The organism is Longibacter salinarum (assembly GCF_002554795.1).
Lineage (GTDB): Bacteria > Bacteroidota > Rhodothermia > Rhodothermales > Salinibacteraceae > Longibacter > Longibacter salinarum.
This window is the reverse complement of sequence record NZ_PDEQ01000003.1, coordinates 152670-168887: the sequence shown is the minus strand read 5'-3', so window position 1 is coordinate 168887 and position 16218 is coordinate 152670. Positions and strand designations below refer to the sequence as shown.

The 16218-nt window shown below is 59.8% G+C and carries 12 protein-coding genes; 2 read left to right on the top strand and 10 right to left on the bottom strand.

Annotated features, from left to right (window positions below):
- Positions 1–152: 152 nt before the first annotated feature.
- The 7 genes from CRI94_RS07030 to rsmB all read right to left on the bottom strand — a co-directional run bounded on the left by CRI94_RS07030 (position 153) and on the right by rsmB (position 10039).
- Entirely contained in the window at positions 153–1901 is a 1749-nt protein-coding gene (locus CRI94_RS07030) for an efflux RND transporter periplasmic adaptor subunit (protein WP_098074977.1), read from the bottom strand.
- A 41-nt stretch (positions 1902–1942) separates the two neighbouring features.
- Positions 1943–3247 (bottom strand): TolC family protein, encoded by a 1305-nt coding sequence (locus CRI94_RS07025; protein WP_098074976.1) that lies wholly within the window; start codon positions 3245–3247, stop codon positions 1943–1945.
- Positions 3248–3434: 187 nt separating this feature from the next.
- Complete coding sequence (locus tag CRI94_RS07020) at positions 3435–3641, bottom strand: hypothetical protein (RefSeq protein ID WP_098074975.1); 207 nt, start codon at positions 3639–3641, stop codon at positions 3435–3437.
- A gap of 432 nt (positions 3642–4073) precedes the next feature.
- Positions 4074–6080 (bottom strand): alpha-ketoacid dehydrogenase subunit alpha/beta, encoded by a 2007-nt coding sequence (locus tag CRI94_RS07015; protein ID WP_098074974.1) that lies wholly within the window; start codon positions 6078–6080, stop codon positions 4074–4076.
- A gap of 166 nt (positions 6081–6246) precedes the next feature.
- Positions 6247–6975, bottom strand: a complete 729-nt coding sequence (locus CRI94_RS07010) for an energy transducer TonB family protein (RefSeq protein ID WP_098074973.1) — start codon at positions 6973–6975, stop codon at positions 6247–6249.
- 63 nt (positions 6976–7038) lie between these two features.
- Entirely contained in the window at positions 7039–8184 is a 1146-nt protein-coding gene (locus CRI94_RS07005; protein WP_143815326.1) for a PorV/PorQ family protein, read from the bottom strand.
- Between the two features lie 511 nt (positions 8185–8695).
- On the bottom strand, positions 8696–10039 hold the full coding sequence (gene rsmB, locus CRI94_RS07000; RefSeq protein WP_098074972.1) for a 16S rRNA (cytosine(967)-C(5))-methyltransferase RsmB: 1344 nt from the start codon (positions 10037–10039) through the stop codon (positions 8696–8698).
- Between the two features lie 253 nt (positions 10040–10292).
- On the opposite strand from rsmB, the gene CRI94_RS06995 reads away from it, so the two are divergent.
- Complete coding sequence (locus CRI94_RS06995) at positions 10293–12731, top strand: Ig-like domain-containing protein (RefSeq protein ID WP_098074971.1); 2439 nt, start codon at positions 10293–10295, stop codon at positions 12729–12731.
- A 197-nt stretch (positions 12732–12928) separates the two neighbouring features.
- Positions 12929–13426 carry a hypothetical protein gene (locus tag CRI94_RS06990; RefSeq protein ID WP_098074970.1) on the top strand — a complete coding sequence of 166 codons (498 nt, stop codon included), beginning with the start codon at positions 12929–12931 and terminating at the stop codon, positions 13424–13426.
- 136 nt (positions 13427–13562) lie between these two features.
- Here the strand turns inward: CRI94_RS06990 and CRI94_RS06985 are convergent, their stop codons facing one another.
- From CRI94_RS06985 to CRI94_RS06975, 3 genes are all read right to left on the bottom strand, one after another.
- On the bottom strand, positions 13563–14471 hold the full coding sequence (locus CRI94_RS06985; protein WP_098074969.1) for a sterol desaturase family protein: 909 nt from the start codon (positions 14469–14471) through the stop codon (positions 13563–13565).
- A 138-nt stretch (positions 14472–14609) separates the two neighbouring features.
- The gene (locus tag CRI94_RS06980) at positions 14610–15224 is read right to left on the bottom strand and encodes an SAM-dependent methyltransferase (protein WP_098074968.1); all 615 of its coding nucleotides are present in this window, start codon (positions 15222–15224) and stop codon (positions 14610–14612) included.
- A 55-nt stretch (positions 15225–15279) separates the two neighbouring features.
- Positions 15280–16080 carry a hypothetical protein gene (locus tag CRI94_RS06975; RefSeq protein WP_098074967.1) on the bottom strand — a complete coding sequence of 267 codons (801 nt, stop codon included), beginning with the start codon at positions 16078–16080 and terminating at the stop codon, positions 15280–15282.
- Positions 16081–16218: the final 138 nt, after the last annotated feature.

Genomic DNA, 16218 nt, shown 5'->3' with positions numbered 1-16218 from the left:
GCGCGATCCACGACGTCAAAATCGTGCGCGCGCCGCGAGGACCGGCCGTCGGGAGGTTCGTACCTTGGGGTGGCCGAAGGCTGTCCGCCAAACAGGTTTTGGTCATTCGGTCCTCAATAGCAAAGGGGGTGACGGCGGAGGCGTTCAGGCAATCACCCCTTGGATGCCCGTTCGACCATGACCGTACCTTCGATCATGTCCATTCCGCAGGCAAATGTGAATGATCCCGTCTTCTCCGGCGTCACCTCGATCGCGACGGCCTCGTTCATGGGCAGATCCGTCGGTTTCACATCGAGCGCAGGAATCTGAACATTGGTTGCGCAGGTGGACTCGGTCTGACGGATGAAGCGAAACACGGTCTGATCCCCCTTCTTCACGTGGACCATCGACGGCTCAAACCCGCTTTTCGTGACGCGAATGTCGACGGTGTCCCGAGTGGTCATCTGACCGCCGGTCATGTCGTGAGACTCAGACGGCATCTGCTCGGCCGACATCTCTGCGTGGTCGCTAGCCGAGTGATTTGCCGGCTCGTGGTCTGCACGTGACTCCTCCCGGTCATTCGACATCGCATCGGATGAACCGTGGTCATGCCCCGGCATCGTCATCGCCGACAGCGCGCCCTGAAGCCGGGCTTCAGAGTCGATCAGGAATTGCGCGCTCGTCACCACGGTCTCGTTTCCACGCAGACCCTCGACGACCTGCACCTTTCCATCCGCCGTGCGCCCCGTCTGGACGGGCACCGGACGGAATCGCCCATTCCCCTCGGCAAGAATCACAATGTCGCGGTCTCCGGAGTCGACGATCGACTCCTGCGGGACGACCGGGTAGGGCTCCGTCTCGTCGCCCTCGATCATAACAACCGCGTACATTCCGGGACGCAGATTACGGTCCGGGTTCGGAACCGACACGCGAGCGCGTACCGTGCGAGTCTGTCCATCGACCTCGTCGTAAATGTAGTCGACTTCAGCTTCAACCTCCGCTGTGGGATCGTACGGCAGACGGACCCGCGCCTTGCTGCCCGTATCAATCCAGGCGAGGTCCTGCTCGTAAATATCAGCCATCAGCCAGAGCGAACTCAGGTTGGCAATCTGCATGAGCGTCTCACCCGGAGAGAACTTCTCCCCTTCGGTGATCGACTTCTTCGTCACGGTCCCGGCCGAGGGCGCATAGAACGTGAGCGTACGCATCGGCTCTCGGGTCTCCTTCAGACGCTCGATCTGGGCGTCGGAGATGTCCCAGTACGCGAGCCGTCGACGCGCTGCCTCCACGAGTCGCTGGGAGGAGGCATCATCGAGACGTTCGGCCGCGCGGAGAGCGCTCAGGTACTCCTCCTGCGTGGCGACGAGCTCCGGGCTGTACAGTTCGATAAGCGGCTGCCCTGTTCCGACCCGCGCGCCTTCGTAATCGACGTACAGCTTGTCGACCCATCCGCCCACTTTCGGAGCGACGGCGGTCGTGCGCCGCTCATTTACCTCAAAGCGCCCGGTCGTGCGTACCCGTCGTGCGAGCGACTCCGTCCGAACCGGAGCCGTCTTGACACCAATGTTCTGAAGCGTCGTCGGAGAAATCTGAACCGTCCCCTCCGGTGCCTGCCCGTTCACGGGCGTCGGCGTGAGCGCCATGCCGCAAATCGGGCAGTTGCCGGGCTCGTCCTGAATCACCTCGGGGTGCATTCCCCCCTGATAAACGGTGCCGTCCCCATCCTTGTCGTAGGCAGCCAGTCCGGTCGCGCCGGATGCGGCTGAAGCAGCAGAATCGGACGCCGGCGGCGATCCGGCCGTTGCCTCGACGTCGCTATTGTCCGAAAACACCGTCATGGCCGTGACACCGAGCCCGACGCCGACCAGAAGCGCGACGGCGATCAATACAGCAGTTGTGCGAGAAAAGCTTGTCGTAGACATGTTCAGCAGAGAAAATTGTCAGGCAGACAGGGAGATCGGTATCAGCGATCGGACACGGCTGTCCGACCGGCGACCCGGTCCTGTTCGGCCTGAGTGGTCAGGAGTCGAGAGAAGATGGTGGCGCGATCGAGTTGCAACTGGAACAGCGTGCGCTCGGCGTCCAGGAGATCGAGGAAATCACTCTGGCCGGTTCGATACGCGCTGAGCGTTGCTTCGAGGGCGGTTTCAGCCCGAGGAATGAGGGTCGCGTCCAGAATGCGGAGCTGTCGTTCCTGGCGATCGAGGGTGGCTTCGAGACGTTGCAGATCCGTACGGACGTCCAGCGCGAGCGCATCGAGGCGAGACTCCGCGGCCCGGCGCTGGAGCACGGCCTCATCGACCTGTGCCCGCTCGGCCCCACGCCAGAGCGGAATTTTGACCCCGACGGAGAGAGCAAGCGCATCGCGTCCGTCCATCATCGGTGTCAGACCCGTACTTTCGATATCGAAGTACTGCGCGCCCACCGTCACATCGGGCCACTTCTCGCGCTGCACCAGGTCGACTTTCCGCTCGGCCTGCTTCACGCTCTGCTGAAGCGCTGCAACTTCGGGTCGCTGAGCGAGCGCGTCCTCCACCCGTGCAGAGACGACCCGTTCGCGGCGCGGCGCCTGCACGTAGATGGCTCCGTCGGTCGCCAGGGACGCGTTTCCGGTAAGGCGTGCAAGGGTCTGGACCGTCCGCTGACGAGCGGCGTCGAGCGATTCAAGCCGCACCTGGAGACGTTCACGCTCGATCTGCGCCTTCAGGACGGCCGGTTGTCCCTCCTCTCCCACCTCGTACTGCGCGAGAGCGACGTCCTCGGCCTGTCGGAGGTCGTCCTGAAAGCGGCGGATGAGCTGCTCCTGCCGCTGCACGCGATACAGCGTGTAGTAGGCGCGACGCACGTTCAGTGCAACCTCCTGCTGCAACGCCTCCGTCTGGCGATGGACCACGTCCGCGCCGAGCTCGGCAACTTCGCCGCGAAGCGACCGAGACCCCGGGACGGGAAGCGTCTGCTGGACGCGCCACTGCGAGCGCTGAGCCCCGCGTGCGGTCACAATCGAGCGTGGGAAATACGTGGCTCCGACGGTAGGCTCGGGCCACGACCGGGCCTGAGCGACCTTCTCCGCTCGCGCGGCGGCTTCGAGACGGGCCGCCTGCAAATCAGGGTTGGCCGACACGGCCTGCTGAACGAGATCAGAGAGGCGCAATGAATCGGCGGACGGCACGGAACCATCGGTCGAAGGTTGCGCCTGCACAGGAGAGAACAAAACCAGGGCGATGCTCGCGATGAGCACCACACCGATGCGGGTCAACGGGTGGGACATAGAGAATCCGGAAATCTGGAACGGATGCCTCGCAGATGGAAGCTGAGAGAATCAGTTTGCCGACCCGGTCCAATCAGACACACGTCACCACCCAGAAGGCGTGCAGTAGTGTCGGGCGGGAGACCGACAATCGACAGAAGCACACATGAGCATCACGCGACCGCGCGGCTCACGTACGGATCCAGATTTACGTCAGAAATGTCGCCGTCCAGACGTGGAGGCGAACAGGAGAAATGGGAGGAGAAGCGTCCGACGCGCGATGCCTCGGCGATTCATTGCCGTCGCGCGGCAGGATGATCGTCACCACATCGTACCGTGACGGTACGTCGCCTTTCCACGAGACCTGATCGACGACACGGATGCTTGTCCACGTCGAAGATGGGGTCTCGACCATACAGCAGGACGCACAGTCGCTGGCACATGGAGACGGAGCCGCTTCACAGGGTTCACTTTCACTCTGTGCGGAGGAGACGTGATCGCCATCACGTACGTGCGATGCAACCACCTGCATGGCCATTATATCGTCAGACGCATCAGGTGGTACCACGGACGCATGATGAACATCTGCATCGATCCGCATGTGGGCCGCGCACGCCGCTTGAACAACGGGCACGGCGACACCCGCCACCAGGAGGAGGCTGAGTGTCGCAGCGACTAGACGATATGGAAGACGTTTTCTCATCACAACCTTGACACACCGCGGGATCGCTCAGGTTTCCAGAGTGCCTTTGGGATCGTCGCGTTCGTGCAAACAAAACATAACGAGGCCCGCCGCATCACGACGAGCCTCGCTCTTCACTGTTGACGGACCAAGACATTACGGGAATCAAAATGTGAGCAGACGATCCAGTGCATCGTCGAGCTTCGATTTCGCGCTGAAAATATCGCGTTCAAGATTCCGGGCAAACGGTACCGGCAGATCCTCTGCACCAACGCGAATCGGTGGTGCGTCCAGTTCCTTGAACCCTTCCTCCGTTATTTCCGCGGCCACCTCGGCTCCAAAGCCTCCGGTTCGTGTCGCTTCGTGTAGAACGAGGAGACGGTTTGTTTTCGCCAGTGACTGGAGTACGATATCGCGGTCCCACGGCACGATCGTCCGTAGGTCGATCACCTCCAGATCGACGCCCTCCTCCTGCCAGGCTTCCGCAGCTTCGAGCGCCCAGTGCACACCAACGCCCCAGCTCACGATCGTCGCGTCTGCTCCCGTCCGGGCGACGCGAGCCGTCCCGAGAGGCAGGCGGTACGGCGCGTCGGGCACGTCCTCGCGAATCGAGCGGTACAGCTTTTTGTGCTCGAAAAAGAGAACTGGATTCGGGTCGGCCATTGCAGCAATAAGCAACCCTTTCGCATCAGCGGGAGAGCTAGGAAGAACGACCTTCAAGCCCGGGGCATGCGCGAACCAGGCTTCCATCGACTGCGAGTGAAACGGGCCCGCGCCAATGCCTCCGCCGATCGGGGCGCGAATCGTAACGCCGACCTCCTGTGCCCAGCGGTAGTGCGTGGTCGCCAGGTTGTTCACCGTCTGGTTGAATCCACACGTGATGAAGTCACCGTACTGCATCTCGACGACCGGATTCAATCCCTCGACCGCCAGGCCGAGCGACGCTCCGATTGCACCGCTTTCGATGATCGGCGTGTTGCGGACGCGCTTCGGACCAAATTGGTCAAGGAAGCCCTCCGTCACCTTAAACACGCCGCCGTACTCTGCAACGTCCTGTCCCATGACCAGCGACGTCTCGTCGGCTTCCATCGCCTGACGCAGCCCATCCTGGATGGCATCGATAAACCGTTTCTCGCTTTTCGGCTCATCATTCGGCGCTACGAGCGACAGGTCGAACGCGAGGGGCGAATCGTCGGAGAATGGAGCGAAGAGGTCCGCCCTCTCGGCTTCAACGGTACTTTCGACCTCCGGCTGATCGAGTGCCCATTCGGCGATCTCATTGATCTCCTGCTCCAATTCCTCGCGCAGCGCCTCAATGTCGGCCTGCTTCATGTGCCCGTTTGCGAGCGCATGGCGTGTAAGGCGATCGACGGGGTCGCGATCCTCCCACGTCTCGATCAAATCGTCCGGGACGTATTTCGTACCTGACGCCTCCTCGTGCCCCCGGACACGGAACGTCTTCATTTCCAGCAGTACTGGCCCGTTGCTTCGAGCGTACTCCGCCGCGGACTCCACGTGGTCAATGACCTCAAGAACGTCGTTACCGTCCACGGCCTCGCCCGGCATGCCGTATCCACGTGCCGCTTCGGCAATATTCGTCGTGCCAAGGGCATCTGTAGTCGGCGTCGAAAGACCGTATCCGTTGTTCTCCACCAGAAAGACGACTGGCAGATCCCAGACCGATGCAAGGTTGAGCGCCTCGTGAAAGTCGCCCTCTCGGGAGCCGCCGTCTCCACAGAACGTCACCGCCACGCGGTCTTCATCCCGGTAGCGAAAGGCCTGTCCGAGTCCGCACGCGACGGGCATCATGGCCGCCATGTGGGAGATCATCCCGATGATGTGCTTCTCCGGCAGACCGAAATGGAAGGTTCGATCGCGCCCCTTCGTAAAGCCGCCTTCCTTCCCCATGAGCTGGCAGAAGAGCGGGCGCAGTTCTACCCCGCGCGTGGTCCAGACGCCCAGATTCCTGTGCATGGGTAGAATGTAGTCGTCGTCCCGTAGCGCCCACGTCGTTCCCACGGCAATTGCTTCTTGACCATAACCGCTAAACCACTTGGAGATGCGCCCCTGTCGAATTAGACGGAGCATCTTCTCCTCAATAACGCGCGGTACGAGCATCGCCCGATAGAGAGCATGAACATCGAGCGAGGGCGGCGTATCGACTTGCGGCATAGGTGTGCTGAAGGGGGAAAGGGAGAAAAAGAGAGAGGGGGTGAGAGGGGGGAAAGGAGCGTGGCTTTTCGTGTAAACGATTCCGCCCACTCTACGGGAGGAGCCCAATTCTAAGCGGTCAAACACCTTAACACGTCCACACTTTCACACGTTCACACCTTCCTTTCTATTCCAGCCGGAACGTGAATGTGATCGTGCCACGCTGAACTTCCTGCGGTGCTGCGGGTGGGAGAGCGTTAAAACGCCAGCGATTCAGCACACGCTTCACCTCATTCTGAAGCTCAGGGCTGCCCCCCATTCTGGCGGGGATGAGCCCAACGACGCGACCGTCCGGGCCGACGCGAATGATGAAACTGATGGTTGCGTCGACCTTCTCGGTGTACTGCGGAAGAGGCGCAGTGATCGGATCCCGATTCAGGCCTTCGATATTGTACGGCGCGGACTTTTGTTCGTCGGCGCCTTCGCCCGGATCCCCGGTCTCTGCTCCCGATTCGTCGTCGGATTCCTGTTCGTCCGCGCCTTCTTCTGGTTGCGGTTCCGGTTGAGGCTCTGGGGTTGTGGTCTCTTCCTCCGTCGGCGGAACGGTTTCTTCGGATTGCGGGTCTTCCTGCGGCGCCTCGACAGGTTCAGGCTCCGGCTCCGTGACCTCTTCGGGCTCCGGCTCCGGCTCGGTGGGCGTCTCGGGTTCCGGTTGTTCTTCCTCCGGTGCGGATGCCTCCGGTGCCTCGTCGACCGCTTCGACGGGCCGCCCCGACTGAAACTCCCCGAACTCGACCTCCACGTATCCCAACTGAGGCGGCACAGGGCGGGAGGCGGTCAGAAACGAGAACAGGATCCCGAGCAACAGGTGAAGCACCACACTGGTGCCGATCCCGATGTAGTCATTCTGGTCCATAGCGGAGTCCTGGAGAATCAGAATCGAAGCGAGGGGCCGAAGACAACGGCCGAGGACGGACGCTTATTGCTGATCCGGCGGCTGTAGGCGAATGATGGCCGACAGTCTGTAGGTGAACCCAAGATCCTCCGCGGTGATTCCTACGAAGTCGCCGAAGCTGAGATCGAGCGAAATGCGATCCAGCCGCACGCCGGCCCCAACCGTCGGAGAAGCTGTGATGCCGCCGAGGTCGCCTCCCGTCTGGATCCGCTGAAGGCCAGCACGCACTTCCGCCACACCGGCGTAGTTGAAGGCGCCGCCGACGCGCGGATGAAAGGATACGTCGCCCATATTGGGCACGAAGGCTCGCTGCCCATCGAATGCGACATCGACATCGAACCCGGCGGTCGCCGAGTGTCGATCTCCGACAGGCCAGACAGCACCCGATCCAAGGCGGACGACCGGAAGAACGAGCTCCGTGCCTCCTTGCGGCAAATCCTGGCCGAACACCTCAGAAAACGTGTAGGGTTGTCCGGTGTCGGGGTTGATCTCGTCGCCGTTGAGTTGAAACTCCTCTCGGTTCACGCTCCAGCTCTGGAGCATCGTGGATAGGTCCTGAATGTTTACGCCAAAGCGATACACACCGACGCGATACTGCGCGCCGGCGTCCATGCTGTAACCGTAGGCCTGAGCAAAATCCCCAATCGAGCGGCGAATGCCTTTGAAGTTTACGCCCGCTGAGAGCCGTTCGTTAATCTTTCGGCTGTAGCTCAAGAAGAGCGCCCAGTCTGCTGCGGAGAACGTCGTGATAAGACTCTCATAGTTCGCTCTGGGCTGTTGCAGGACGGGATCCCAGGCGTTGAGCGTGTTCACGATGTCGTTGACGCCACTCCGGAAGAAGCTGATGCCGAGGGCCGACCGCTCATCGAGGGGAACGGCGACGCCACCGTAATCAAACGTGACCGCTCCGGAAAAGCGGCTCACATGCATGTATGAGACCTGCGTCGAACTGATGTGGTACAAGCCAGCCGGATTCCAGTAACCCGCCGTAATTTCAGACGCGTGCGCAACGTAGGCACCGCCCATGCCGAGCGCGCGCGCATCCACACCGCCTGCTAAAAAGTCAGCGCCGTATTTCGCAATCCGCTGCCCGTTTGCCGGACGCCCTCCCATCAGAAACAGGAGTAGGACCGTCAGAATAAAGACGCGAGGGAAACGGCAAGACAACATACGTTCAGAAGACGGGTGGGGGCGTACGAAATATCGCCGGGAGGTGACATGGTGTCCTCGCAAACCTACAATCGCTGTGCCGCAAAGATCCAGTTTTTTACGTTTGTGCGTTGAGTCGTTAGACGTTGGTCCGTTATAGCATTCTGGATTGGGAATTATGGATTGTGGATTTGGAGGTTAAGGGATTTCCCGGCAGGCCTGAACCAGGAAGGCGGCTTGTATTCGCCGACACTCTCGAGCACATCCACGAGCCGAATGAATGCAGCTAAACCGGAGGCTCGATGCGACAGCCAGCCGTGTGGAATTGCCTCAACTTTGTATCCGGTAGAGCATGTATGCCGGATGGATAAACAGCCGGTGCCGACTCCACTCGGCTACCGTTCGCCGATCACCTGCGAACGGATGCAGCATCCTTGCTTCATGCAAGCGTAGAGGAGTCCACCAAATCGGGGTAACTCCACTCACACACTCTCACCTTTTCCCACGTCCATACTTTCAAACATCCATACCTTCACCCCTCAACCCGTCGGAGCCGCGCGCAGTACGCACCGTCGATAGCATCGCGGTGGGGTAGCGACGCAAACGCCCCGTCGCTCGTAACCAGTTCATCCGCGATCAACCCCTCGACGGACTCCAGTTCGAAGTCTTCGTGCTCCGCGAGGAAGCGGTCGACCTGGGCCTCATTTTCCTCCGGCTCGATCGTACATGTGCTGTAAACGAGTACGCCGCCCGGGCGGACGAGGTCAGCTGCGGCGTCGAGTAGTTCTGCCTGTAGCTGGGTCAGTTCTTCGAGGTCCGACTCCTTGCGTTGCCAGCGCAGATCCGCGCGTTTCGAGAGCACGCCAAGTCCGGAACACGGAGCGTCCAGCAGCACGCGGTCAGCCGTCGGGAGATCGTCGCGGCCGGGGAGATCCCGAGCGTCCGCCGGCTGCCTCCAGATCAAGTCGCCAAATCCGTGCGTCTCCGCGGCCTCCTTCACCAGACCGAGACGTCCCTCGTGGATGTCGAACGCGATGATGCGTCCCTCCCCGTGCATACGCTGAGCGGCATAAATGGTCTTGCCGCCCGGTGCCGAACACAGATCGAAAATGGTCTCCCCGGGCTGCGGATCGAGGCACCGGACGATGAGGCTCGCGCTCTCGTCCTGTATGGCAACCTTCCCTTCGTCGAGCAACGAGCCGTGAATGATGGGCTGCAAGCGCTGTACGCGAACGACATCCTTCAGGTATGGCGACGGCGTCCATGCAACCTCGTTCTCGTCGAGCCAGGCTGTGACGTCCTCGACCGTGGTCTTCGCGGTGTTGACGCGCAGACCGAACATGGGCCGCTGATTATTCCACGTCAGAAGCGCCGCCGTATCGATGTCTCCGAAACGATCCAGCCACCGGCGAACCATCCATGTCGGGTGCGAGTGCCGGATCGCCAGATCTTCTGCTGTATCCCCCGTTCGCGGTTGGGGAAGCGCATCTTTCTTCCGTAGAATCGCTCGCAGGATTCCATTCGTCAGACCACCGGCCCCCGGTCGAATCACCTCTTTGGCAAGCTCGACGTACTGATCGACGGCGGCGTGCGGCGGTGTGTCCTGGTACAAAATCTCGTACAGACCGAGACGGAGAATGACCTGAAGCCGCAGCTCCATGTCCTCGAAGTCGCCGTTGTAAAACTCCGACAGCAGAAAATCGAGCCGTCGTTGCCAGCGGGTGACGCCTGCCACGAGTTCGCGCGCCTGCCGCCGCTCTCGCTGATCCGCCTCATCAATCTGCAGCCGTCCGACAAACGCATCCGTGGTATCGATGCGCTCCAGGTTCTGAAACGCGTGGAAACGGGACGGAGAAACGGTAGTGAGATCTTTCATCAAACGCAGAGAATCGAGGGAGAGCGGTTGCAAATATCCACTCCGATGTACGCCCTCCTCCCGGTTTGTTTTCGTGCACTTTCGGTGAGCGACCATCCCGGCGTCGATTCATCCCGGCTTCTCGCCGCTTCTGTCCTTACCGCCAGCGTCTCTGCGCATATAAATATACACCGGCTATGTCCCCGACCGGTTTTTGCACGTTACCTATGTCCGTGGTGACGGTCATTCCCCTCTAACATCCCTCTCGGATTCTATGCCCGAACCGCTACTGTATCGCTCTATCCCACGATATATCGGCCTCATTCTCGGCTGTATCACCCTATGGATGACGGCAAGCCCAACCTTCGCTCAGAACGCTGCACCGGTCGGTCTCGATGACGACTACGTGGTTGAGATGGGAGAAACATTGTCCATCGATGCCCCGGGCGTACTCTCCAACGACTACGACCCGAATGGCGACGCCCTTTCCGTTGTGAGCTTTTCGGACCCAGGCGACGGCACCGTGTCGATTTCCACGGACGGCTCGTTCTCCTACACACCTGACGGTGGGTTTTCAGGAACAGACAGCTTCTCGTACACCATCCGCGATGCCGCGGGTACGCTTGCGTCCACGACGACGGTAACCATCACCGTCCAGCCAGACGCCGACCGCGAGGCCGTGGCCATCGACGACCATTATGTGACAATGAAGGGCGAAACCCTCACAGTCAGTAGTCCCGGTGTTCTGGAAAACGATTATGACCCCGACGGCGACGACATCATCGCCGCAAGCTTCTTTCAACCGGCCAATGGAACGGTCTCCCTGACAACCGGCGGAGAGTTCACGTACACGCCTGATTCCGGATTTTCCGGCACGGACTCATTCACGTACAACATGCGCGACGAAAACGGCGGCACAGTCAGCACGGGCACCGTAACGCTATATGTAAAACCACCGGCGAACCGCCCGCCCGTTACTCTGGACGATGCTTATACCGTCGTGGAGGGGCAAACGCTAAACGTATCGGCACCGGCTGTACTGGCAAATGACTACGATCCGGATGATGACGACATCATCGCCAGCAGTTATATTTCGCCATCTAACGGCAGTCTATCGCTCAATACAGCCGGCGAGTTCACGTACACCCCGGATCCCGGGTTTACCGGAACGGACTCCTTCAAGTATTCGGCTCGCGACGCGAACGGGGCGACGTCAGCCTCTTCTGGTCGTGTCGAAATCACGGTGATCCCGGCGTCGCAAACCCAACCTCTTGCCGGAGACGACCTCTACCGGACAAAGATGGACAGCACGCTCACGGTCGCAGCCCCGGGCCTGCTCGGTAATGACCTGGCTCCGAATAGTAGCAGCCGGATTGTCGCGAGCTACTTTAATCCCCCGAACGGTTCGGTATCTGTGGTTACGAACGGAGAGTTCGCGTACACGCCGGATGCAGGATTTACGGGCAGTGACTCGTTTACGTATACCCTCCGCGACGGAAACGGCAATACGGATACTGGTACCGTGACGATCACCGTCTATAACCCGAATCGACCGCCGGAGGCTCACGATGACACATTCCTCGCGATCGAAGGTCAGCAGACGACCATCCCGGCACCCGGTGTCTTGCAGAACGACTACGACCCCGATGGTGACGCCATCACGGCCCGAAGCTTTTTCCAGCCAGCCAATGGATCGCTCTCGCTGACGGTCGCCGGAGAGGCCACGTATACCTCCGACGCTGGCTTTACCGGATCGGATTCGTTTACCTATACCATGGCGGATGAAAACGATAGTCCAACGAGTACTGCCACTGTGACCTTCGAGGTACAACCCGATCCAAACCGTCGGCCTGTGGGGGCAACAGACCGATACTCCGTCTTTGAAGGCCGCACACTCGACATCGCGGCCCCCGGCCTCCTGGCCAATGACTATGACGCCGACGGCGACGGCGACGACATAATCGCGACCAGCTACTCGTCTCCGTCGAATGGCTCGCTATCGCTAAACACGGCCGGCGCCATCACCTATACACCGAACGCCGGCTTCACCGGCACAGACTCATTCACCTACTCCATCCAGGACAGCCAGGGGAATTACGCCGCGAGTAGCACAACTGTTGAGATCGTCGTGGCGGATGATGCGGTACTTCCCGTCGAGCTAGCCAACCTCGAAGCATCATCGGACGAAGATCGCGTCGTGCTAACGTGGACGACCCTCAGTGAGAAAAACAACGACCGGTTCGAAATTCAGCGCAAGGTCGGTGACGACGGCCCCTTCAAACGCATCGGCGCCGTTCAGGGTGCAGGCACCACGTCGGAGGCGCAAGAGTACCGATTTAGCGATGAACTGCCCTTTACCGCGGAAACCGCGTCGTATCGTCTCAAGCAGATTGATGTGGACGGCACATCGACCCTCTCCGACCCCATCGAAGTGAGTCGTGGAACGCCATCGGATCTCAAGCTACTCGGTGCAGCTCCGCACCCGGTGCACACCCAGGCCGAGGTTGTCTACACGCTTCCGAAAGCGACCGATATCCGACTGGAGGTATTCGACATGCTGGGTCGGCGCGTGGCCACCCTCGTCAATGGCCGCGAGACGGCGGGACGCAAAACCTACTCGATGTCGTCACGTGGAATCTCCAGTGGCACCTACCTCCTCGTCCTGACGGCGGACGGCGAACGGAAAACGCAGCGCCTGACGATTGTCCGCTAAAACGCCCTCTGCTGGCAAAGATGGTGGACCACCAGAGAACGGCCGGGGCAACTCCAAGCCCCGGCCGTTCTTATGTTTCCTTCCGTTCCGGCGACCTAAAGAGGACCCGATCCTCCCTCAAGTACTACACCGGATCTCGCCCTTCACCCTTCGCCCTCCACACTTCGCATTCCCCACTTCGCCCTTCGCACTCAACAATGCCGTCTCCCCTCCGCCGCAAACTCACGCTGCGCGCTCATGGCGAGCAGGTCGTGTTCGTCAAGAACCAGCACGAGCGCATCGAGCACGTCTGGATGAAGGCGTTTCTCTGGGCGCTGTACCTCCCGCAGTATCCGGACCTGTCGGTGGAAGTCAAGATTGGCGACAAGTACAAACCCGATGTCGTGCAAATGGATGCTCTGCGCGGGCGACCGGTCTTCTGGGGCGAGGCCGGCCAGGTCGGACCCGACAAGATTGGCTCGCTGGTCCGGCGCTATGCAGACACGCACTTTGCGATGGCGAAATGGGACACCCGCCTGGATCCGTTTCTCAAGATCGTGGAGAATGCCGTGGCTGAGGTTGATCGCGAAGCTCCATTCGATCTCATCTGCTTCCCCGATGACGCCGGAGAACGGTTTATCGACTCGAAGGGGCGGATCGACATCGACTTCACCGACGTGACGTGGACGCGGGTCGGGGACGTGACGAGGCTGTAGAATCGACGATGGTAGGTTGTGAATTGTGGATCGGATCACCGCATCTCCGTCGTGCTGATTCAAGCTTAAATGCCAGAATCGCATCGATCACGATCGACTGAAATCCAATCAACCAAAAACTATTAACCATCTACAATCAACGATCCACCTTCTCCCTCATCTCCTCCGTCGTCATACGGCTGCCGTCGTGGCTCCAGCCGGGCGGTCCGAAAATGTATCCGAAACGTTCACGGAGCGCAAGACCCGGGCGCGTCGCATCCCGCCAGATGTCCATCCACTCGTGAAAGGCGATCCGGAAGGGGTTGTACGTCTCGATGTTCTTCGTGAGGCCGTACGTCGGGCGCTCCTCTTCCTCCTGAAACGTGCCGAACATCCGGTCCCAGATGATCAGAATGCCGGCGTGATTGCGATCAAGATACTTGATGTCCGACCCGTGATGCACGCGATGATGCGATGGCGTGTTGAAGAAAAACTCCACGGGCCGAGGCAACTTGCCGATGGTCTCCGTGTGGATCCAAAACTGATATAGCAGACTGACCGACTGCATCGTAACGACCATCAACGGATGAAATCCGAGAACGGGGAGCCACATCCAGAAAATGAAGGAGCCGGTGATGTTGCCGGTCCACGTCTGCCGCAGGGCCGTCGACAGATTGTATTTCTCGGACGAGTGATGAACGACGTGTGAGGCCCAAAAGAAGCGGATCTCGTGCGACTTCCGGTGGAACCAGTAATATGAAAAGTCCTCAGCGAAAAACAGGATCACCCAGGTTGCCCACCAGCCGGGGTGAATCGTTTCTTTGAAGAAGCCGGTGTACTCATAGGCAATAAAGAACGCAGCGATGACGACCGCCTTCGCCCCCAGATTCGTGAGGACGTTACCCACGCCCATCGCAAGACTAGCCGCGGTATCCTTTCCTTCGAACAGATCGTGCTCATCGAACTGATCGAGCGTGCTGACGATCGCCTCGACGATCAGCAGCAGAATGAACGCCGGAATCGCGAAGTGAATCAAATTTGGCGCTTCAAACGATAGATCAGGCATGGGACAACGTGTTCAGGTGTTAACGTGCTCGAGTGTTTATGTGCTCAGGAGTTGATGGAATCAAGCTTCCTTTGACCTCCAGGGGATAACTGCGAAGCAGCGCTAACACGTAAATACAAAAACACCCGAATACTTTCCTCATCCTTTCCGCCAGACGAGTCGGACGGTCGCGCCAGGTCCGCTGTGGTGATCCCCTTCTTCGAGCATGGGCGACGCGTCCTCGAGTAGAAGAAGACCCTCCTCCGGGAAATTCGCTCGAAGCTCCGCCTTGTCAATCATGAGTTCAACGTGAGGCGGCCCGCCGCTGGTGTAGCCTTCCGTGCGTTGCTCCGGCCGAAACCATTCGGCTGCCACGATTCCTCCGGGTCGCACGGCACGTTGCATCATGCGGTACAGCCGCGGCCGATCCGCCGGTGCAAAGTGAAGGAATGAGCAGACGATCCCATCAAAACGCTCCTCGTCCTGCCATTCCGTGATATCCTTCTCCTCCGTCGCAATTTGGACACCATGCTTTGATGCCAACTGATTCGCCTTGCGAAGCCCGACCGCTGACGCGTCCACCGCGACAACATCGTAGCCCCGCGTAGCGAGGAAAACTGCTGTTCGGCCTTCTCCCGCGCCCAGATCCAGGATCGTAGCCGGAGGAGATGGAAAATAGTCCATGACTGCATTTGCCAAAAAGGCATTGGGAGCGGTGCCGTACACGAACTCATCGGTGTCGTATCGCTCGTCCCAGAACTCGATGTTGGCCATAAATAAAAAAGGCAATTTTTGAATTAGAAACCTCGGCAGGTGCTTGCCGGGACGATTATATCTCCCGTTCCGCCACACCGAAGTTGACGCGCTCTGCATCCGAAACGGTGACACGAATACGTTCTGCACCGCGATCCGGCACCTCCACGGTCGCTTCGTACTCGTTCGTCGTTCCCGTAAACGTCATCGGTACCTCGTCGATCACCTCTCCCTTGCTACCGATGAGTTTGGCGCGGATGTCATAGCGGTTGGCATCCCAGAGTCCGTCGGGCTCCGTTGGGCATCCGCAGAGCATGCGGACGCGCGCTCGAACTGTCATCTCCCCATCTGCTGTCTCCTCGTTCTCGGTAGGAGAAAGCATCTCCACAATGTAGCCGTGCAGGGTGAGGATCAGCCCGTCTCCCTCGATATCTTGACCAGGAATGAGCGTGACGGATGCCGAGGCCGACTGCATCGATTCGGGATAATCGAGCGGTCCCTCCGCATGGACGACGACCGGCGTCGGACCATTAAGCGAGAGGGTCGTCTGAAATGACGCGGCTCCTTCCACGTCGTAGATCGTTTCTCCCCGTGTGTGCGGTTCTCGCATGATCTTGTCCGTGCTCCCAGAATCGCCCGTCTGCACACCTTCCGCCAGAACGTCCCCGGTCTCGGCGTGGCGAATTTCGATGCGTGCGCCCCCAACAGGGTCCTGAAGCAGTTTCGCATCATTCGACAGCACCCGCACGGTCACCGTGGTGGGCACCCCCGCTGTATCGACCCGCACGGAATGCTCTGCCGAAGCGGTTGGGATGTGAGCCGTTGCAACGATCGCTGAGATGACCGTGAAGAGGATGAGACGCAAAGGATAAACCATAGTCATGCTCAGAGACGGGTAAAGAGATTCCGGTGATAATAAAACAGGCACGCCCTGACGAGGATAGCAAGTCGGTTCCCGTGTGGGGACATTCCCTACAGGATGAGCCGGGGAGAAAACGCTGGAAAAACGGACCAC